The 18,097-nt window shown below is 70.5% G+C and carries 21 protein-coding genes; 7 read left to right on the top strand and 14 right to left on the bottom strand.

The genetic code is table 11. From position 1 onward, the window contains the following. Positions 1-72: 72 nt before the first annotated feature. Together ESO89_RS09200 and ESO89_RS09195 are read right to left on the bottom strand one after the other, a co-directional pair. Positions 73-546: a PaaI family thioesterase gene (locus ESO89_RS09200; RefSeq protein ID WP_128905234.1), complete on the bottom strand. Its 474-nt coding sequence runs from the start codon at positions 544-546 to the stop codon at positions 73-75. Then, positions 543-1,712 (bottom strand): pyridoxal phosphate-dependent aminotransferase, encoded by a 1,170-nt coding sequence (locus tag ESO89_RS09195; protein WP_128905233.1) that lies wholly within the window; start codon positions 1,710-1,712, stop codon positions 543-545. The genes ESO89_RS09200 and ESO89_RS09195 overlap by 4 nt, the downstream gene beginning before the upstream one ends. A gap of 123 nt (positions 1,713-1,835) precedes the next feature. Here ESO89_RS09195 and ESO89_RS09190 point away from each other — a divergent pair, with 123 nt between their 5' ends. Next, complete coding sequence (locus tag ESO89_RS09190; protein ID WP_128905232.1) at positions 1,836-2,339, top strand: metal-dependent hydrolase; 504 nt, start codon at positions 1,836-1,838, stop codon at positions 2,337-2,339. A gap of 94 nt (positions 2,340-2,433) precedes the next feature. Here the strand turns inward: ESO89_RS09190 and ESO89_RS09185 are convergent, their stop codons facing one another. Further along, positions 2,434-3,252, bottom strand: a complete 819-nt coding sequence (locus tag ESO89_RS09185) for a PHP domain-containing protein (RefSeq protein ID WP_128905231.1) — start codon at positions 3,250-3,252, stop codon at positions 2,434-2,436. 136 nt (positions 3,253-3,388) lie between these two features. On the opposite strand from ESO89_RS09185, the gene ESO89_RS09180 reads away from it, so the two are divergent. Then, the gene (locus ESO89_RS09180; protein ID WP_128905230.1) at positions 3,389-3,685 is read left to right on the top strand and encodes a DUF7565 family protein; all 297 of its coding nucleotides are present in this window, start codon (positions 3,389-3,391) and stop codon (positions 3,683-3,685) included. 40 nt (positions 3,686-3,725) lie between these two features. Here the strand turns inward: ESO89_RS09180 and rocF are convergent, their stop codons facing one another. Beyond that, positions 3,726-4,631, bottom strand: a complete 906-nt coding sequence (gene rocF, locus ESO89_RS09175) for an arginase (protein WP_128905229.1) — start codon at positions 4,629-4,631, stop codon at positions 3,726-3,728. 100 nt (positions 4,632-4,731) lie between these two features. On the opposite strand from rocF, the gene ESO89_RS09170 reads away from it, so the two are divergent. After that, positions 4,732-4,947, top strand: a complete 216-nt coding sequence (locus tag ESO89_RS09170) for a hypothetical protein (protein WP_128905228.1) — start codon at positions 4,732-4,734, stop codon at positions 4,945-4,947. Between the two features lie 67 nt (positions 4,948-5,014). Further along, positions 5,015-5,548, top strand: coding sequence for an Rrf2 family transcriptional regulator (locus ESO89_RS09165; RefSeq protein ID WP_050025443.1), 534 nt, complete (start codon positions 5,015-5,017; stop codon positions 5,546-5,548). Positions 5,549-5,725: 177 nt separating this feature from the next. On the opposite strand, the gene ESO89_RS09160 is transcribed toward ESO89_RS09165, so the two are convergent. From ESO89_RS09160 to ESO89_RS09140, 5 genes are all read right to left on the bottom strand, one after another. Then, on the bottom strand, positions 5,726-6,907 hold the full coding sequence (locus tag ESO89_RS09160; RefSeq protein WP_128905227.1) for an NAD(P)/FAD-dependent oxidoreductase: 1,182 nt from the start codon (positions 6,905-6,907) through the stop codon (positions 5,726-5,728). Positions 6,908-7,011: 104 nt separating this feature from the next. Beyond that, positions 7,012-7,866, bottom strand: coding sequence for a nucleoside phosphorylase (locus ESO89_RS09155; protein ID WP_128905226.1), 855 nt, complete (start codon positions 7,864-7,866; stop codon positions 7,012-7,014). A gap of 98 nt (positions 7,867-7,964) precedes the next feature. After that, complete coding sequence (cdd, locus tag ESO89_RS09150) at positions 7,965-8,366, bottom strand: cytidine deaminase (protein ID WP_128905225.1); 402 nt, start codon at positions 8,364-8,366, stop codon at positions 7,965-7,967. Positions 8,367-8,460: 94 nt separating this feature from the next. After that, on the bottom strand, positions 8,461-9,048 hold the full coding sequence (locus tag ESO89_RS09145) for a GNAT family N-acetyltransferase (RefSeq protein WP_128905224.1): 588 nt from the start codon (positions 9,046-9,048) through the stop codon (positions 8,461-8,463). Positions 9,049-9,131: 83 nt separating this feature from the next. Beyond that, on the bottom strand, positions 9,132-10,358 hold the full coding sequence (locus tag ESO89_RS09140) for a pyridoxal-phosphate dependent enzyme (protein ID WP_128905223.1): 1,227 nt from the start codon (positions 10,356-10,358) through the stop codon (positions 9,132-9,134). Between the two features lie 392 nt (positions 10,359-10,750). Between ESO89_RS09140 and ESO89_RS09135 the strand changes: the two genes are divergently transcribed. After that, the gene (locus ESO89_RS09135) at positions 10,751-12,082 is read left to right on the top strand and encodes an NAD(P)/FAD-dependent oxidoreductase (protein WP_128905222.1); all 1,332 of its coding nucleotides are present in this window, start codon (positions 10,751-10,753) and stop codon (positions 12,080-12,082) included. Positions 12,083-12,107: 25 nt separating this feature from the next. On the opposite strand, the gene ESO89_RS09130 is transcribed toward ESO89_RS09135, so the two are convergent. Together ESO89_RS09130 and ESO89_RS09125 are read right to left on the bottom strand one after the other, a co-directional pair. Beyond that, positions 12,108-13,307, bottom strand: coding sequence for a thiamine pyrophosphate-dependent enzyme (locus ESO89_RS09130; RefSeq protein ID WP_128905221.1), 1,200 nt, complete (start codon positions 13,305-13,307; stop codon positions 12,108-12,110). Positions 13,308-13,376: 69 nt separating this feature from the next. Beyond that, positions 13,377-14,417 (bottom strand): NAD(P)-dependent alcohol dehydrogenase, encoded by a 1,041-nt coding sequence (locus ESO89_RS09125; RefSeq protein WP_128905220.1) that lies wholly within the window; start codon positions 14,415-14,417, stop codon positions 13,377-13,379. A 154-nt stretch (positions 14,418-14,571) separates the two neighbouring features. Here ESO89_RS09125 and ESO89_RS09120 point away from each other — a divergent pair, with 154 nt between their 5' ends. Then, the gene (locus tag ESO89_RS09120) at positions 14,572-15,633 is read left to right on the top strand and encodes an amidohydrolase family protein (protein WP_128905219.1); all 1,062 of its coding nucleotides are present in this window, start codon (positions 14,572-14,574) and stop codon (positions 15,631-15,633) included. After that, entirely contained in the window at positions 15,633-16,547 is a 915-nt protein-coding gene (locus ESO89_RS09115) for an iron-sulfur cluster assembly protein (protein ID WP_128905218.1), read from the top strand. The genes ESO89_RS09120 and ESO89_RS09115 overlap by 1 nt, the downstream gene beginning before the upstream one ends. Before the next feature lie 46 nt (positions 16,548-16,593). Here ESO89_RS09115 and ESO89_RS09110 read toward each other — a convergent pair whose 3' ends face one another. The 3 genes from ESO89_RS09110 to ESO89_RS09100 form a co-directional block, all read right to left on the bottom strand. Beyond that, on the bottom strand, positions 16,594-16,791 hold the full coding sequence (locus tag ESO89_RS09110; RefSeq protein ID WP_128905217.1) for a hypothetical protein: 198 nt from the start codon (positions 16,789-16,791) through the stop codon (positions 16,594-16,596). A gap of 82 nt (positions 16,792-16,873) precedes the next feature. Continuing rightward, complete coding sequence (locus ESO89_RS09105) at positions 16,874-17,626, bottom strand: J domain-containing protein (protein ID WP_241686178.1); 753 nt, start codon at positions 17,624-17,626, stop codon at positions 16,874-16,876. A gap of 85 nt (positions 17,627-17,711) precedes the next feature. Beyond that, positions 17,712-17,969: an MTH865 family protein gene (locus ESO89_RS09100; RefSeq protein WP_128905216.1), complete on the bottom strand. Its 258-nt coding sequence runs from the start codon at positions 17,967-17,969 to the stop codon at positions 17,712-17,714. Positions 17,970-18,097: the final 128 nt, after the last annotated feature.

Genomic DNA, 18,097 nt, shown 5'->3' with positions numbered 1-18,097 from the left:
GGCGACCGACTCCCTCGCGCCGGCGGTTCGCGCCCCTTCGGGCCGCTCACCGGGGCGCGCCGACCGCGATTCTTACTCCCCCTGATCGAGGTCCCACGGCGCGTCGTCCGGGAGGTCGCTCGTCTTGTACACGCCTCTGCCGACGGCGACCCTCCTGCCGTCGGAGTCGTCGCCCTCCGGCTGAACGACTTCCACGTCGACGACGGCTGTCTCGCCGCCCTCGCGCACCGTCTCGGCGGTCGCGACGAGGTCGTCGGTCGCGGGCGCGAGGTAGTCGATCCGGAAGTCGATCGTCGGCGTCGGGAAGCCGACCAGCGCGGTCGCGGCCGCGCCGGCCACGCTGTCGGCCAGCGAGAAGGCGACGCCGCCCTGCGCGATCGCCTGCCGGCGATTCGAGGAGTGTTTCTCGCCGAACCGCAGTCGACCCGCCGCGCGCCCGTCCGCGGCCTCGGTCACCTCGATGTCGAGCAGGTCGCGGTACGGGCTCCGGTTGAAGTAGTCGAGGATGTCCTCCCCGTCGTTCCCGTCGTTCCCGTCGTCGCTCATCGCGAGTCTGGGGCGCCGTCGGCGAAGTAGTCGGCGAGGCGCTCCGCGGCCTCCTCGGCCCGAGGGGTCACGAGAGCGAACCGAACCCACTCGTCGCGGGCGGTGCCGAACGCCTCGCCCGGCATCCCGGCGACGCCCGCCTCGTCGATCAGGCGCTTGACGTTCGCCATCGTTCCGGGGAAGCCGTCGAAGCGCGCGAGCACGTAGAACGCCCCCTCCGGACGGGTGTACTCCGCGCCGGCCGCGTCGAGCGCATCCGTGAAGGCGTCCACGCGGTCGGCGAGCAGGTCGCGGGCCTCCGCGTAGTAGTCGGGGGGCGTCTCCGCGAGCGCGTGGTGGACCGCGTACTGCGAGGGGCGCGCCCCGGCGACGTTCACGAGCATGTGCCGCGTCTTCGCGTCGTCGACGTACGCCTCGGGGAATATCCCGTAGCCGACCCGGAACCCCGTGATCGCCATCGACTTCGAGAAGCCGCCGGTAACGATCACGCGGTCGGAGGAGAGGGCCAGCGCCGACTCGAAGTCGCCGGTCAGATCGAAGTGGTCGTACACCTCATCGACCACGACGAGGGCGTCGACCGCGTCCGCGACCGCGTCCGCGACCGCGACGACCTCGCGAATCGCGTCAAGGTCGTAGACGGCGCCGGTCGGGTTGTTCGGCGTGTTCAGGACGATGAGCGCAGTGTCCCCGCTCGCGGCCTCCCGGATCGCGTCGGTGTCGAGTCCCCCGTCGCGCTCGGTGGGGACGAGCGTCGACTCGCCGCCGAGCATGTCCACCTTGCCGGGGTAGTACGGGTAGACCGGGTCCATCAGCAGCGCCTCGTCGCCCGCGTCGTCAGCGTCGCCAGCGTCGTCCGCGTCGCCCGCGGCACGCTCGAACGCGCACGCCAATGCGAGGTAGTTGGCCTCGCCGGTCCCGTTCGTGACGACGACGCGATCGGGGTCGACGTTCCGGCGCTCGGCGATCGCCTCGCGGAGTTCCAGCAGTCCCTCGCTCGGGGGGTACTGGAAGGCGCCCGGCGGGAGGTCGGCGTACTCGCGGAGCGCCTCCCGGAGGGCGGCCGGCGGCTCCCAGTCGGGGTTGCCGCTCACCATGTCGATGACGTCCCCGTCGGCCCCGGCCGCGTACTGCATCACGTGGAAGAACTTCGGCTCCTCGTACTCCATACCGGTCGCTCGGCGTCGGGCGCCGTGGCTCTTTCGGCTGGCTGTCCGCGCGCGTTACGCCGGTCTTCCCTCCCGCCCGCCCCGATCCGGTGGTTTCACTTACGGTCCCGGCCACCCGGAGGTATGAACAAACGGGGTCACGTTCTCAACGGCTTACTGCTCGCGCTCGGGCTCGGCTTCGTCATCGAGCCCGGCCTCGGCATGGCCACCGCGCGGACCGTCGCCGAGATCACCGTCCCGATCGTGTTGGGTGCGCTGTTCCCCGACGTCGACACCGCCTTCGGCCGCCACCGGAAGACGCTCCACAGCCTCCCGGTGCTCGGGCTCTTCCTCGCGTACCCGATCGTGTTCGGCAACCTCCAGTACGTCTGGATCGGCGTGTTGACCCACTACGTCCTCGACGTGGTCGGGAGCCGCCGCGGCATCGCGCTGTTCCACCCGCTGTCCGACACCGAGTACGGGATGCCGACGGGCGTGACGACCAGCAGCAAGTACGCGGACCTCGTCACCGTGGTCGTCACCGCCGTCGAACTCGCGGTCTTCTGGGCGATTCACACCTACGTCGTGACCCTCGATCTGGACGTCTCCGCGGTCGCCTCTGAGGCGGCGGCCGGGATCGGGATCTGAGAGCCGGCCGAGATCGGGATCTGAGAGCCGGCCGAGATCGGGATCTGAGCCGTCGGAGAGATGCGCTGGAAAACGCCGAGACCGCGACCGCGACCTAGTTCGGCCGGTAGTCGGAGAGCGTCCCGGAGTAGACGCTCACGTCGTTGAACCGCCCCTCGTAGGCGACGTTGCTCGGGAGGGTCGGCTCGTCGCCCGAGAGGAACTGCCGATCGAGCTTCTCCCAGGTGTTCTCGTACGCGAGGTGGGCGAACTCCACGAGCCCGCGGAGCTGGTGGCCGGCCCCGCCGCGGTGGACCACGGTGCGGGGCCGCGCCTCGCGGAAGGCGCCGACGACCGCGTCGATGCCGTCGAGGTCGCCGTCGAACTCCGTCCACGCCTCGCCGACGGTACCGGGGAGGTGGGCGTACGACGAGCCGAACCCCGGCTGGTCGGTGGCCTCGGCGATCCGGCGCGTCCGGGTGTTCTGGTGCGGGAGGAGCTTCGTGTTGTACGTCTCCACCGCGTCGATCCGGGCGCCGTGGGCCTCGATCTCCGGGCGGGTGAGCGAGATGGTCGCGAAGCCCGGGTGGGGCGCCAAGACGGCCGCGTCCTGTCGGTCGGCTTCCGCCATCGCCGCCTCGAACGTGATGTAGTCCGGAACGGGATCGTCCAGACCGAGGACGAGGATGTGGCGTCGGTTTCCCCAGTCGCCCGTGAACACCTCTCGCGCGGGGACCACGGTGAGGTCGGCGTCGGAGAACCGGGCCGCGCGCTCTCGGATCGTCGGCAGACGGGTGAAGTGCGGGGCGTACACGAGCGCGTCGATCCCCCGTTCCTTCGCGAGGGCCACGACGTCGTCGTCGAGCACCTTCACGTGGGCGTCGACGCGCGTTCTCGATCCAGTCACGGGTGGGCGTTCTTCGTCGCCGAGCAAAGGCGTATCGTTCGACGGCGACCCGACCGCCTCGATCGCCCTCCCGCCCGCGCCGTCACCTCCCGCCCGCCCGAGAGCGCTACCGCGCGCCGTCGGTGGGGAAACCGTTAATCCCTCGCGGCGGAGACGGGATGACATGCCCCGCTGGACGTGCGGAATCGACGGCTGCGACGCCGCCTTCGACGACGTGGAGTCGGCCATCGTCCATCAGACGAACGGCCACCAGCGCCACGAGTGCAAGGTGTGCGGCACGATCGTCCCGGACGGCTACTTCGCGATCCGGCACGCGTTCGACGAGCACACTCGGGCCGAGTTCGTCCGCGCGTACGACGCCGACTCCGCGGCGGTCCGCCGACGCGAGGAGATCAAACGGGAAATCGAGCGCGAGGCGGATCTCCAGCGGATCGTCGATCAGCTGGACCGGAGCCCCTGACGGCGTCCCCGGTGGCTCGCCCGGCCGCGGCTTCCCGGTCTCAAAGCACCCGCTTTCCGAACGCGCTCGCGGCCAGCTCCGTCGCGAGCTCCGCGGTCTCGTTGTGCTGGTCGAGCGTCGGATTCACCTCGACGAGCTCCATCGACCGGACGGAGTCGCTCTCGGCGACGACCTCCATCGCGCTGTGGGCCTCCCGGTAGGTGACGCCGCCGCGGACGGGGGTCCCGACGCCGGGGGCCTCCTTGGGGTCGAGCCAGTCGAGGTCGAGGCTGACGTGGACGCCGTCGACGCCGGCCGCCGCCTCGGCCATCGCCTCCTCCGTCACGTCCGTGATCCCCCGCTCGTCGATGTCGGACATCGTGTACGCCGCGAACCCGTGGTCGCGGATCACCTCGACCTCCGCGTCGTCGACGGAGCGCAGTCCGACGAGCGCGACGTTTTCCGGGTCGAGCCCGGGCGCATTCGCCCAGTCCGACCCCGCGAACTCGCCGAGTCCGAGCGCGGCCGCGAGCGGCATCCCGTGGACGTTCCCGGACGGCGTCGTCGAGGGCGTGTTGAGGTCGGCGTGGGCGTCGAACCACACCGCGCCGATCTCCGCGTCGCGCGCGGACCCGACGAGCGAGCCGATGGCGATCGAGTGGTCCCCGCCGAGCGCGAGCGGCACCTCTCCCTCGGCCAGCGTCCCGCCGACCTCGTCCGCGAGCCGGCGGCAGACGTCGGCCGTCTCGCGGAGGAACTTCGCGTCCCCGTCGCTCGGAGACTCCGCGTCCGGGTCGCGCTCCTCGGCGCGGGGGACCGCGAGGTCGCCCGCGTCGACCGCCTCGACGCCCGCGCCCGCGAGCTGGTCGGCCAGCCCGGCGTAGCGGATCGCCGACGGTCCCATGTCCACGCCGCGTCGGTTCGCCCCGTAGTCGGTCGGCGCGCCGATGATCCTGACGGTGGTCATGTCCGAGAGAGCGACCCGGCGCCGCTTGAATGGTGGGGTCCCGGCCGGAGATCGCGCCGCGATCGCGAGGAATTTTCACGTCGCCCCGCCAACGGCGGGCATGAGCGGTTCCGAAGGCGACTTCGCTCCCTCCGACATCGAACCGATCGGCGCCATGATCGCCGTCGCGTTCACCGGCGCCGTGATCGGGCTCGTCGGCGCCGGAGTCGCCTTTTTCGTCGGCGACCTCGGGCTCGCGCTGATCGGCGTCGGCGCCGTCGTGGCGCTCTCCAGCCCGATCGCGTACGTTCGACTCCGTCGGCTCCGGCGATCGTGAGAAATAACACGATCGTTTATAACGGGCTTCCATCGCATTTAAGCGGGGGCGCCATCTATTTGCGATCATGTCATCGATCGAGCTCACATCGAGTCAGAAGAGCATCCTCACGGCCCTCATCAACCTGTACGGGGAACAGGAGGACGCCGTCAAAGGCGAGGCGATCGCGGAGGAGGTCGACCGCAACCCGGGTACGATCCGCAACCAGATGCAGAGCCTGAAGGCCCTCCAGTTGGTCGAGGGCGTCCCGGGGCCGAAAGGGGGGTACAAACCGACCTCGAACGCGTACGAGGCGCTCGACATCCAGCGGATGGACGAGCCCGCGGACGTGCCCATCTACCACGAGGGCGAGGAGGTGACCGGGGTCAACGTCGACGGGATCGACCTCTCCAGCGTTCACCACCCCGAACTCTGCCGCGCCGAGATCCACGTGCAGGGCTCCGTCCGCGACTTCCACGAGGGCGACTCCGTCACCGTCGGCCCGACGCCCCTCTCAAAGCTCGTCATCGACGGGACCGTCGACGGGAAAGACGACACCGCGAACATCCTCATCCTCCGGATAGACGACATGCGCGCGCCCGACGAACCCGCCGAGCACTAACCGTCCCGACGACGACAGCGTTCTGCGTTCCTCTCTTTGCAGCGCCGTCGACACCCCCGAGCGCAGCCGCTCGCGCTCAGTCTGTGGCTTCGCCGCTACAGACAGAGCCGTCCCTCTCGGAGACGGAAACGCCCTGAAGGAAAAACGCCGCCGAGTCGATCCTCGCTCTCGCCGACGCTACATGTCGCCGAACGCGCTCACGCCGCGCCCGGCCGAGGAGACCTTCGCGATCCACCGCACCGCGATGGACTTCTTCAGGAGCTTCGCTGGAGTCCCGCCGAACGTCTGGATCGGCATCCCCATCACGTCGTGGGCGACCGCGTCCTCGCCGACCGAGATGACGGTCCCCTTGTCCGTGTGCTCCCACGACTGGAGGGGCGCGCCGCGGGCGGCGCGCGCGAGGTTCTCGCCGGCGACCTCGGCGGCCTGCCAGGCGGCCTGCGCCGTCGGCGGCGCCACCGCGTCGTCGCCTTGCTCGACGAGGGCGGTGTCGCCGATGGCGAACACGCGGTCGTCGCTGGTGGTGAAGTCGGAGGCGGCGTGAACGCGGTTCGAGCGCTCGTCCTTCTCGACGTCGACGTTCTCCAGCTCCGGCTGCCCCGTGATACCGCCGGTCCAGATCAGCACGTCGTAGCCGAGCTCCTCGGGCTCCTCCTCTTCGCCGCCGCCGAGGTACACCGCGTCCTCGTCGGCCTTCGAGATGAAGTCGCCGGTGAGGATCTCGATGTCGGCGTCCTCGAGCCGCTGGCGGAGCGCGCCCTGGATCTGCGGGTCGTTTCCGGGGAAGACCTCGTCGAGGCCCTCGACGAGCTTGATGTCGATGGGGGCGCGGTGTTTGTCGCGGTACTCTGCGATCTCGCCCGCGGTCTGGATGCCGGAGAGGCCGGCGCCGCCGACGATGACCTCGACGGGATCGGACCGGGTCGCCTCCGCGGCGGCCGACCGCACGTCCTCGTGGATCACCTTCGCGTCGTCGAGGCTCTTGAGCTGGTGGGCGTTCTCCTCGAGCCCCTCGATGCCGAAGAAGGCGGTCGTGGAGCCGACGCCGAGCAGGAGGTAGTCGTAGTCGACGGTCGTCCCGTCGTCGGTCTCGACGACGCGCTCGTCGGTGTCGACGTCGACGACGCGGCCCTGCACGAAGTCGGACTCGGACGACTTGATCTCGTCGACGGGGATGGTGATCTTCTCGGCGACCGCGGGGTTGCGGATCGCGCGGTGAACTTCGTGGAGAACGAGGTGGTACTCGTGCTGCGAGATCCACGTGAGCTCGGCCTCGCCCTCGCCGACCTCGTCCTCGAACGCCTTCACCGCCCCTGCGCCGGCGTAGCCGGAGCCGACGACGACGACCTGTGTAGTCATGCGTGTCGTTCCGCGGTCCGCGGGTAAAGTCGCTTTGGAACGTCGTTGACGCCGCCGTCGGTTGACTGATCGGCTCGATTCGACGGTCTGACCAGCGCGGCCGCCTACAGCGAGAGCCCGGCGTGCCAGCGGTCGGCGCCCGCCTCCCGCTTGACCTCGTCCATGCTCGCGAGGAGCTTCACCGCGAGACTCGCGGTCTCGGCCGCCCGCGACTCGCCCTCGGTGCGGAACTCGCCGGTGACCCGGTTCGCGTAGACGGAGCAGACCGCGCCCGCGCGGAGCCCGTACACGCTCGCGATCGTGAGGATCGCCGACGCCTCCATCTCGATGTTCTTCACGTTCGCGTCCCGCAGCTCCGCGACCAGCTCGTCGGACCCGGCCGCCTCGAACCCCTCGAAGCCGGGCCGACCCTGCCCGGCGTAGAAGGAGTCGGCACTCATCGTCACGCCGGTGTGGTAGTCGTGGCCGAGCCGCTCGGCGGCGGCGACGAGCGCCGAGACGACCTCGCCGTCGGCGGCGGCCGGGTAGTCCTCGCGGACGTACTCGTCGCTGGTCCCCTCCTGCCGGACCGCGCCGGTCGTGATGACGAGGTCGCCCACGTCCATCCCCGGCTGGATCGCGCCGCAGGAGCCGACCCGGATGAACGTGTCGACGCCCACTCTGGCGAGTTCTTCGACCGCGATGGCGGCCGACGGCGAGCCGATCCCGGTCGAGGTCACCGAGATCGGCGCGTCCTCGTAGGTCCCGGTCGCGGTGCGGTACTCGCGGTGGTGCGCGACCTCCTCGTGGCCGTCCCACAGCGCCGTGATCTTGTCCACGCGCTCGGGGTTGCCGGGGAGGAGGACGGCGTCCGCGACGTCGTCAGCGCCGACCTCGACGTGGTACTGGACCTCGTCGTTGGGGTCCTCGCTGTCGCCGGCCGCGCCGGCGGTGTCGTCGGTCTCGCTCTCGTCGGTCATGTCTCCGGCCTTCGACGAGCCGTTTAAAAGTAGTTCCGTCTCGTGGTCCGGCGGCTCTCGCGACCCCTACGCCTCTCGACCCCTACGCCTCGCGACCCCTACGCCTCTCGCGCATCGTCGAGCGTCCCCTCCGAGATGGTGTTCGGGAGCAGTTCGCCCAGCGTGTACTCGCCGGTCTCCCCGTCGCCCTCGTCGCAGACGACGACGAGGTCGTCGGCCGCGAACTCCGCGAGTGACTGGCGGCACATCCCGCAGGGGGTGACGCCGTCGCGGACGCCGGAGGCGACGGCGATCCGGTCGAACTTGCGGTGGCCGTTCTTCACCGCCTCCGCGAGCGCGACCTCTTCGGCGTGAAGGCTGTTGGAGTAGTTGGCGTTCTCGATGTTACAGCCGGTGTAGACGGTGCCGTCGGCGGTCCGGAGCGCGGCGCCGACGCGGTACTCGGAGTACGGGACGTGCGCGTCGGCGAGCGCGTCACGCGCGGCCTCGATCAGGTCCATACGGGGGCGTCGCTCGGCGCGCCGATAAGCGGTCGGATCGCGGTCCCGGTGCGCCGTCGGGGCGCTCCCGCGTCCCGAAGGTCTGCCGATCCCATCACCGCCCCGTGTCGTACTTGTACGTGGCCGAGTCGGGGTCGATCCCGAAGTCCTCGGGCGACTCGGTCGCGTCGTCGGCGGCCTCGGCGGGCTCGGCGGCCTTGAACGCCTCGCGGAACCGGTCGGGCATCTCGAAGTCGTCGACGGCCAACCGCAGGCCGACCACGTCGCCGCCGAGGAACTCGCGCTTCTCCGCGAGCCGGTCCGAGAGCGCCTCCGGGAGGTCGTCGGTGTCGACCCGCTCGAAGCCGAACTGGGTCAGGTACTCGGGTTGGTCGGTGAGCACGTACACCGTCTCGAACCGGTCCGCGGCCGCGGTGTCGACGAGGCGCTCGACTACGTGTGCGCCGACGCCGCGGCCCCGCCACTCGGGGAGCACGCCGATTCCGGTGAGTTCGATCCGATTCTCGTCCCCCTCGTCGCCGCGGTGCAGGCGCAGTCGGCCGAACCCCGCCCGGTCGCCCGACTCCTCGTCGACCGCGATCACGTAGTCCCGTGACCGGAAGGCGACGTCGTCGAGCCCCAGTTGCTCGATCGCGTCCAGTAACCACGCCTCGTCACGGTTCTTGGCGTCGCGGACGTACATGGATACACGTACGCGGGGCGACGTAAAAACGGTTCCCCGCGGGGCGTCGGAGGGCGCCGCGGGACATCGGTGCCAACCGCCGATCAGATCCCCTGCCCCATCAGGTGACTGCGCAGCACGTCCGGCGTCTTGAGCCCGGCGTCGCTGTTCACGAGGACCACTGTCTCGTCGCCGTCGAAGAACCCCGCCTCCTTGAGCGCCCACGCGCCGGCCGGCGCGGCACCGCCGGTGGCGCCCATCTCCATCACCTCGTTCTGCGCGACCGCGATCGCGCTCGCGAGGATGTCCTCGTCCTCGACGCTCACCGCGGTCCCCCCGCTCTCCGTGACCGCCTCGACCGCGGCCGCGCCGCCCGCGGGGTCGGCGATCTCAAGCTCGCCGCAGATCGTGTCCGGCGTCTCCCACGGCTCCGGCTCGTCGAGGTCGCGCTCGATCGCGGCCGCGATCGGCGCGCAGCCCGCCGCCTGCGCCGCGACGACCTTCGGGACGTCGTCGATCGCGCCGACGCGCTCCAGCTCCGCGAACCCCTTGTACACCCCGGCGACGACCTCGCCGGAGCCGGTCGGGACGACCACGGCGTCGGGCGCCGCGCCGAGGTCGGCGACCAGCTCGAACGCGAGCGTCTTCACGCCGTCGTGGCGGTACGGCGTCGCGAACTCGGCGAGGTCGGTGTACTCCGTCTCCAGCTGCTCGTCGACCGCGTCGGCCGCGTCCGGGAAGCGCCCGCCGACCACGCGCATGTCGCCGCCGTGGACGTTGGTCATCGCCTTGTTCGAGAACGCGCACCGCGAGGGGACGAACGCGTACGAGCGCAGGTCGGCTCGGCCCGCGTACGCCGCCATCGACTGCCCGGCGTTGCCGGGACTCGCGCACGCGAGCGGCTCCACGTCGGCCCCCTCGGCGGCTCTCCCTGCGACCGCGGTGAGCGCGACCGAGAGGCCGCGGTCGAGCACGGTGCCCGTCGGGTTCCGCCCCTCGTCTTTGACGTACACCGCGTCCACGTCGAGTTCGTCGGCGAGCCGCTCCGTCGAGACCAGCGGGGTGGCGCCCTCCCCCGCCGAGATCGCATCGTCGGCCGAGAACGGGAGCAGCGCGTCGAAGCGCCAGTGGCCGCGACCGGTCCCGGCGGGCCCGTCCTGCGGTCCCGACAGCAGCGTCTCGGGATCGACCGCGTCGTAGTCGTAGGCGGGGTCGATCCCGAGACGCTGCTCCTCGGCCGACACCGTCGTCGGGTCGGCCGTCTCGTGGACGCGACCCGACGCGCGACTCTCCAGCCCGCGGAACGCCGTCGTCGTCTCCGTCGACTCCATACCCGCCCTTGCGGCGGCGGCGACTAATCGCTTCCCTCTCGGAGTTGGTGCGCCATCGAAATGGCACTCCAGTCGTTGCGGTGGCGCGTGCCTGCGAGCGCCCGGAGGGCGTGAGCAGCGCGCGCGAGGTCGTCGGGCTTCGCCCGACTGCCAGAGGCGCGTAGCGCCTCGCTGTCGCCGGCGCTGCGCGCCGGCTGCCAGAGGGACCGTCGGTCCCTCGCTGGAGTCGGCCGCCCGGAGCAACGCGGAGGGCGGCCGACGAGGCTGGGGCTTTGGAGTGTTCACCGTCGATCCACCGGCAACCATTTATAAACGATCTGTTTGAAATGTGGAGGTGCTCGCCGTCGATCCGTCAGCAACCGCTTATAAGCACACAACTCGATCACAGACGTATGGACGGAGACGCCACCGTCGTCGGCGGCGGGCTCGCGGGGCTCGTCGCGGCGACCCGGCTCGCCGAGGCGGGCGCGGACGTGACGCTGTACGAGCGACGGCCCGCGGTCGGCGGGCGCGTCCGGACCGAGACCGTCGGCGGGTTCACCCTCGACCGCGGCTTCCAGGTGTTGTTCACGAGCTACCCGGCGGTCGCGAGCGAACTGGGCGCCGATGGCCTCGACGACCTCGACGACCTCGACGTCCGCCGATTCGCGCCCGGCGCGACGATCTGCCGTCCGGGGTCGCGCTCGGTGCTCTCGGACCCGCTCCGCGATCCCCGCGCCGCGATCGCCACCCTCCGCAACGACGAGGTCTCCTTCTCCGACAAGCTCCGAACGCTCGCGCTCCGGCACGACCTCGCGGAGCGGGACGAGGAGGAGTTCTTCAGCGGTCCGGACATCACCATCCGCGAGTACCTCCGCGACTGGGGCTTCGCGGACGACTACGTGACCAACTTCGTCGAGCCCTTCTACGGCGGGATCACCCTCGACCGAGGCCTCTCGACCTCGAAGCACGTCTTCGAGTACACGTTCCGCGCGATGAGCCGCGGTGCGATCGGCGTCCCCGCCGAGGGGATGGTCGCGATTCCGGAAGTGCTCGACGCCCGCGCCCGCGAGGCGGGCGTGACGATCGAGACCGGCGAGGACGTGGAGTCGGTTCGGACCGCGGGACGGGGGCGAATCCCGTTCCGGACCGGCGCGGCCGACGCCGAGGGCGCGACCGTCGAGCTCGCTGACGGGTCGACGCGCGAGACGGACGCGGTCGTGGTCGCGACCGCACCGCCCGAGGCCCGCCGGCTGACCGGCGTCGAGTCGATCCCCACCGAGGGCGTCCCGAACGTGACGGGATGGTACACGCTGCCCGCGGGCGAGTCGTTCGAGACGGGCAGGCGCATCCTCCTCAACGCCGCGGACGACTCTCCGAACGCGGTGATTCCGATGTCGGAGGTCGCGCCCGAGTACGCCCCCGACGATCGGGCGCTACTCGCCGCGACCTTCCTCGGCGAGGCCCCGCTGGACCGCCCCGCCGCCGGCCTCCGCGACGACGTTCACGAGGCCTTGAGCGCGTGGTACCCCGGCCGCGACTTCGACGGCTTAGAGACCGTCGACACCCACCGGGTCCGGTTCGCGCAGTTCGCGCAGCCGCCGGGGGTCCACGCCGACCTCCCCGATCCCGACGACCCCGAGGGGCCGGTCGTCCTCGCCGGCGACTACACGGAGTGGTCGTCGATTCAGGGCGCCTTGGAAAGCGGGCGGACGGCGGCACGGGCGGCCGGCGAGCATCTGTAACCGGCCGGCGACGACGGCCCCGGCTCTACTCCTCCCGCCGGAACGCCTCTTCCCCGTGTTCCTCGACGGTCGCGAGCAGCCCGTCGCGCTGGCGGCGGATCTCGGGCGGGAGGTCGGCGTACGCGTGGTCGAACATGTCGGCCGGATCTGGTTCGACCGATTCCGCGAAGTCGATCGCGTCGGCGACGACCGCGTCGGCCTCCTCGCGGATCGCCGCGACACCCTCGTCGTCGATCCGCCCGGTCTCCCGGAGGAACGCCTCCATGCGGTCGAGCGGGTCGAGCGCGCGCCACGGGTCCACGTCGTCGGGGTCGCGGTAGGCGGTCGGGTCGTCGGCGGTCGTGTGGGCGCCGAACCGGTACTCGACGAACTCGATGAGGACGGGGCGTGGGTCGTCCACCGGAGCGTCGCCCGCCGAGCCGTCGCCTTCCCCGTCCTCGTCGTCCGAACCGCCTCCGCCGCCCCGCGCCCGCTCGGCGGCCTCCCGCGTGACCGCGTAGCTCGCGAGCGGGTCCATCCCGTCGACGCGGACCCCCTCGAAGCCGTAGGCGGTCGCCTTGTCGGCGAAGGTGTCGCTCGCGGTCTGTCGCGACTCGGGGATCGAGATCGCCCAGCCGTTGTTGTGACAGCAGAAGAGGGTCGGCGTGTCGAAGACGCCCGCGAAGTTCATCGCCTCGTGGAAGTCGCCCTCGCTGGTCGCGCCGTCGCCGAAGTGCGCGGCGACGACCCTGTCCTCGTCGCGGTAGTCGAACGCCCAGCCGGCGCCGACCGCGTGCGGGAGGTGCGCCGCGATCCCGATGTTCAGCGGGAAGACGTTGCCGTCGGCGATCGTCTCGGTCCCGGACTCGTGGCCCATCCAGTAGGGGAGGTACTCGGCGAGGAGGTCGCGGGCGACGATCGCCCCGTGCTCGCGGTACTGGTAGCTGATCAGGTCGCGGTCCGCGAGCGCGTGGGTCGACCCGACGGCCGACCCCTCCTGACCCGCGCAGGGCGCGTACGTCCCGATCCGCCCCTGCCGCTGGAGGCTCACCGCGCGCTCGTCGAACCGGCGCGTGACGACCAGATCGCGGTAGATCGCGCGGAACTCCTCGTTCGACAGGTCCGGGACCGTCGCGTCCGGCAGGGGACTGCCGTCCGGCCCGAGCACGCGATAGAGGTCCGCGTCGGCGAGGGGATCGGTCGCACCGTCGGTGGAGCCGGGGGCGCCGGCGCCGTTCTCGTCCATATCCGTCTGGTGTGGGTTCCGATCACAAGGAGTTAGCGGTCCCTTAGGAGGGACAGCCGGCGTCGGCACTCAGGGCGTTATCACGGCCCGCCCGTCGATCTCCCGGTGTTCGAGCTTCTCGGCGACCGCGTTCACCTCGCCGAGGTCGTACCGGCTGGTGTGGAGGTCGACATCGCCCTGCTCGACGAGCGCGACGAGCTCCTGCAGCTCCGCGTACCGGCCGACGATGTTGCCGACGAAGGAGAACTCGCCGTTTACCAGCGCCTGCGCCGGCTCGTGGACGTGCCCGCCGTAGCCGATGATGTGGTGGTCGCCGCCGGCGGCCGTGATCTCGGGCGCGTACGCGGTCGTCACGTCCTCGCCGACGAAGTCGAGCACCTGCGCCGCGCCCGTCCCGTCGGTGATCCCGTCGAGCTCCTTCCGCACGTCGGCCTCGCTCGGGTCGATCAGATGGTCGGCGCCGTACCGGTCGGCGAGGTCCAAGGCGGACTCCTTCAGATCGATCGCGGTGATCCGCGCCGCGCTCATCGCGTCGAGACACTGGAGCCCGATGTGGCCCAGCCCGCCGACGCCGATGACGACCGCGTGGTCGCCGGGGTCGAGGTCGGCGACCGCCTTCTTCGCGGCGTGGTACGCCGTGATGCCGGCGTCGGCGTGGGGCGCGATGTCGATCGGCTCGACGCCCGACGGCAGCGGGATCACCGAGCGCTCGCTGGTGTGGAGGTACTCGGCGAAGCCGCCGTCGGTGGTGAGCCCGTTGAACGCGTCGTTCTCGCAGTACATCGTCTCACCCAGTCGACACGGGCGACAGGTGCCGCAGGTCTGGACCGGGTGACAGATCACCGGGTCGCCCTCGGAGACGATGTCCACGTCTTCGCCCGTCTCGACCACCGTTCCGGCGTTCTCGTGACCGAGCGTCATCGGGAGCTCCTGTGGCACGTACTCCGCCCACATCCCCTCGATGATGTGGTTGTCAGTCTGGCACCATCCCGCGCCCTCGACCTCGACGATCACGTCGCTGGCGCCGGTCACCGTCGGGCGGTCGACCTCGTCGATCGCGAGCCCCTCATTCATGTCGTCGGTGTACTCGTGGAGTCTGGCAGCTTGCATGTGTATGACACACACTCGTACTCCCACATAAACATTCGTTGTAGATATCTCGCGAAGGTGAAACTGTGTACGAGTTTTTGGTTTTTAGTTTACCAATGGTAATTATCCTGAATAATCCTTATGATTATGTGTGATCACTTCTCACAGACTACGTATGTACGAGATGGACGGCGAGGAGATCTTCGTCATCGACGGCCACGTTCACCTGTGGGACGCGCGGCAGGAGAACATCATCCACGAGGGGGGCGAGCAGTTCCTCCAGTGTTTCTACGACTACCACACCGGGTTCACCCCGGAGGAGGAACAGTGGGACATCGACGAGTACCGCCACTACGGCGCCGACCGCATGACCGAGGACCTGTTCGGGAACGCGGCCGCCGACATGGCGATCTTCCAGCCGACGTATCTCGACGAGTTCTACGACGAGGGGTTCAACACGACCGAGCAGAACGCCGAGCTCGCGGAGGAGTACCCCGAGCGGTTCGTGCTCAACGGGAGCTTCGACCCGCGCGACGGCGAGGAGGGCCTGCGCTACCTCGAACACCTCAAAGAGGAGTACGACATTCCCGGGGTGAAGCTGTACACCGCCGAGTGGCGCGGCGACTCGAAGGGGTGGCGGCTCGACAGCGACGACGCCTTCGACTTTTTGGAGAAGTGCGCCGATCTCGGCATCGAGAACATCAACGCCCACAAGGGGCCGACGATCCGGCCGCTCAACCGCGACGCGTTCGACGTGAAGGACATCGACGACGCCGCGTCGTCGTTCCCGGAGCTCAACTTCATCGTCAACCACGTCGGCCTCCCGCGGCTCGACGACTTCTGTTGGATCGCAGCGCAAGAGCCGAACGTGTACGGCGGGCTCGCGGTCGCCTCCGCGATGTCGACCCACCGCGAGCGGAAGTTCGGCGAGATCATGGGCGAGCTCCTCTTCTGGCTCGGCGAGGACCGGATCCTGTTCGGCTCCGACTACGCGCTGTGGAACCCGGACTGGCTCGTCGATCAGGTGATGAACGCGGAGCTCACCGACGAGCAGAAAGACGAGTACGGGGTCGAGCTCGACGTCGACACCATGAAGAAGATCATGGGCGAGAACGCCGCGGAGCTGTACGATATCGACATCGAGAAGAAGAAGCGTCAGTTCCGCGACGACGACATCACCGAACGGTTCGACCTCGGCGAGCACTACGGCGGCGACACGGGGGCCGCGGCGGACTGATGTCGGGGAGCAGCGCGGACCCGCCGAGCGACGCCGGCGGCGAATCGACGACCGAGTCCGCCGGCGACCCGACCGGCGACCGCCCCGACGGAACGACGGCGGTCAGGGATCGACTGGACCGCGTCGAGGACCCGGAGCTCGCCCGTTCCATCGTGGAGTTGGAGTACATCGACGCGGTCGAGATCGACGGCGGCCGCGTCGAGGTGCGGTTCACGCTCCCAACGGCGTGGTGTTCGCCCGCCTTCGCGTGGATGATGGCGACCGACGCCCGCGACGAGGTCGAGGCGCTCGACTGGGTCCGCGAGGCGCGGATCGAGCTGTGCGACCACATGCACGGCGAGGAGATCACCGCGGGCGTGAACGCCCGCGACACCTTCGGCGAGACGTTCCCGGACGCCGACGGCGACGTCGCGGCGGTTCGGGCGGCCATCGCCGACAAGGCCCGCGTCTCCACGCAGCGCGAGGCGGTCCGGACGCTGCTCGACGCGGGGGTCGACCCCGAACAGGTCGTCTCGCTCGTTCGCTCCGACCTGACGATCGCCGGGGAGGAGGCGCACGTCGACCTCGGCGGGGTATCGATCGTCGTCGACGCCGCGCCGCTCGCCGACTACCTCGACCGCGTCACGACGAGCGGGCACGTGACTGCGGGCGACGACACGCTGTTCCTGACGCCAGAGGGCGACCCGATCCCGGCGGACCGGCTGGACGTGGTGCAGAAGCGCTCCCGGCTTGCGACCGTGAACATGGGCGGGCAGGGCGCGGTGTGCGACGCGCTTCATCGGGCACGCCACGGGCCCGACGGCCCGGACGGATCCGGGGCGTCGCACGTCGACCGGTCGGATTCCGAGGGGTCGGCGTACGACGGCGACGTCCGCGAGTTCACCTCGACCTGGACGGCTACCACCGACGACTGAGCCGGCGTCCGTCGGCCCCCCACGGCTCCGTCGCCTGCGGCCGCACTCAGCGTATCGGTCCCAGTCCTCCGAGCCCGCCGCCCCCCGAGTGACTGTCCTCCTCCGGCTCACCGTGGCCCTCCTTCTCCAGCCCGTGGCGGCCGTGTGCGGCCCACTCGTCTCGGCTCCACCCGCAGTCGGGACACTCGCCCTCGCTCCAGTCGAAGGGCTCGCCGCACCCGAGACAGGCGTTTTTCGTGTTCATGGACACCGATACACACGGGAGCGGAAAAGCGTTCGCGCCCGCCGTCACCGCGGGGATCCGCCTCTGGCGACGGCCGGCGCGCTCACCGACGGGAGCCCGTTCGCGGACCGGGCGGAGCGCCGCGGTCGCCGCCCCCTGCGCCGCCGCGGTCGGTCGGCCGGGCGCGTCCGCCCCCCTCGCCGACGTGGTTGCGCGCGGTCGCGTACGCCTCGCGGACGCGCCGGAACGACTCCTCGTCGCCCCCCTGATCCGGGTGGGTCTCCTTGACGCGCTCGCGGTAGGCGCGTTTCACCTCGTCGGCGTCGGCGTCCGTCGCCACGTCGAGCTCGGCGAAGGCGGCCGCCACGGGGTCACGTCCGCCGTGAGCGACCGACGGGTCCGGTCCCCACTCGGGCTCCGTCACGTCGAAGGGGAGCCGCCGGCCGAGCCCGCGGCCGGGCATCTCGTGTTCACAGAGGACGGTGTAGATCCCCTCGCCCTCCAGTTTGAAGTAGTCGTGCGCGTCGAAGGTGATCGCGACGCCGCGCTCGGGGAGGTAGAAGGGGACCGCGACGCCGTCGAACGCGTGGTCCTCGCGGAACCGCTCGCCGATCGCCCGCAGGTACTCGCGGATCTCGCGCCGCCGCCGCTCGTCGCCGGCCGACCCCGGATCGGCGCCAGCGGCGGTGCCCGCGGGACCGGGGCCACTTCGCCCCCTGGCGCCGTCGCTCGGGGCGGGCCCCACGTACCGGTCCCCGAGGTAGAAGGCGAGCGCGACGAGCGCGGAGGCGACGGCGCCGAGCGCGAGGCCCAACGCGACCCACGGCGGCAGGAGACGGATGAGCTCGACGACCACGCCCGCAGTTACGGCTGCGAGCGTATGAACCCCTCGGCGGTTCCACGGACGGACCGAAAACCGAAGCGTCGCGTCGAGCGCGGGCTCAGATCATCCCCTTCGCTTCGAGCCCGTCGATGATGTCGTCGACGAGCTCCTCGGAGGTGTCGTAGGGGAACTCCTGTTCGCTGCCGAGCTTCGCGGCCAGCTCCATCGCGGTGAGGCTCACGTCGCCGGCCTCGAACTTCGTGCCCGGTCCGTCCGGGAGCGCGGGGACCAGGTCCATCTGGTTCTCGACGGGGAAGTCGGCGCCGCCGAAGGCCTCCAAGAACTGTTCGCGGAGTTCCGCTTTCACGTCGGTCATACACGCACCTCCCGGGAGGGACCGCAAAAGCGTTGCGGAACAACGCTAAACGAATTGACCGTTCTCGTCGTCCCGCGCCCGCGGCGGAACCCCACGGACCTTTGTCGCTCGGCCCGTCACGCGGAACC

The organism is Halorubrum amylolyticum (genome assembly GCF_004114995.1).
GTDB lineage: Archaea > Halobacteriota > Halobacteria > Halobacteriales > Haloferacaceae > Halorubrum > Halorubrum amylolyticum.
Note: the sequence above shows the minus strand (reverse complement) of the source record. Positions and strands in the feature narration are given on the sequence as shown.

Excerpts from the sequence above, each read along its gene's own strand:
- ESO89_RS09200 (WP_128905234.1), bottom strand. The coding sequence starts at position 546 with ATGAGCGACGACGGGAACGACGGGAACGACGGGGAGGACATCCTCGAC.
- ESO89_RS09195 (WP_128905233.1), bottom strand. The coding sequence starts at position 1,712 with ATGGAGTACGAGGAGCCGAAGTTCTTCCACGTGATGCAGTACGCGGCC.
- ESO89_RS09190 (WP_128905232.1), top strand. The coding sequence starts at position 1,836 with ATGAACAAACGGGGTCACGTTCTCAACGGCTTACTGCTCGCGCTCGGG.
- ESO89_RS09180 (WP_128905230.1), top strand. The coding sequence starts at position 3,389 with ATGCCCCGCTGGACGTGCGGAATCGACGGCTGCGACGCCGCCTTCGAC.
- rocF (WP_128905229.1), bottom strand. The coding sequence starts at position 4,631 with ATGACCACCGTCAGGATCATCGGCGCGCCGACCGACTACGGGGCGAAC.
- ESO89_RS09170 (WP_128905228.1), top strand. The coding sequence starts at position 4,732 with ATGAGCGGTTCCGAAGGCGACTTCGCTCCCTCCGACATCGAACCGATC.
- ESO89_RS09165 (WP_050025443.1), top strand. The coding sequence starts at position 5,015 with ATGTCATCGATCGAGCTCACATCGAGTCAGAAGAGCATCCTCACGGCC.
- ESO89_RS09160 (WP_128905227.1), bottom strand. The coding sequence starts at position 6,907 with ATGACTACACAGGTCGTCGTCGTCGGCTCCGGCTACGCCGGCGCAGGG.
- ESO89_RS09155 (WP_128905226.1), bottom strand. The coding sequence starts at position 7,866 with ATGACCGACGAGAGCGAGACCGACGACACCGCCGGCGCGGCCGGCGAC.
- cdd (WP_128905225.1), bottom strand. The coding sequence starts at position 8,366 with ATGGACCTGATCGAGGCCGCGCGTGACGCGCTCGCCGACGCGCACGTC.
- ESO89_RS09145 (WP_128905224.1), bottom strand. The coding sequence starts at position 9,048 with ATGTACGTCCGCGACGCCAAGAACCGTGACGAGGCGTGGTTACTGGAC.
- ESO89_RS09140 (WP_128905223.1), bottom strand. The coding sequence starts at position 10,358 with ATGGAGTCGACGGAGACGACGACGGCGTTCCGCGGGCTGGAGAGTCGC.
- ESO89_RS09135 (WP_128905222.1), top strand. The coding sequence starts at position 10,751 with ATGGACGGAGACGCCACCGTCGTCGGCGGCGGGCTCGCGGGGCTCGTC.
- ESO89_RS09130 (WP_128905221.1), bottom strand. The coding sequence starts at position 13,307 with ATGGACGAGAACGGCGCCGGCGCCCCCGGCTCCACCGACGGTGCGACC.
- ESO89_RS09125 (WP_128905220.1), bottom strand. The coding sequence starts at position 14,417 with ATGCAAGCTGCCAGACTCCACGAGTACACCGACGACATGAATGAGGGG.
- ESO89_RS09120 (WP_128905219.1), top strand. The coding sequence starts at position 14,572 with ATGTACGAGATGGACGGCGAGGAGATCTTCGTCATCGACGGCCACGTT.
- ESO89_RS09115 (WP_128905218.1), top strand. The coding sequence starts at position 15,633 with ATGTCGGGGAGCAGCGCGGACCCGCCGAGCGACGCCGGCGGCGAATCG.
- ESO89_RS09110 (WP_128905217.1), bottom strand. The coding sequence starts at position 16,791 with ATGAACACGAAAAACGCCTGTCTCGGGTGCGGCGAGCCCTTCGACTGG.
- ESO89_RS09100 (WP_128905216.1), bottom strand. The coding sequence starts at position 17,969 with ATGACCGACGTGAAAGCGGAACTCCGCGAACAGTTCTTGGAGGCCTTC.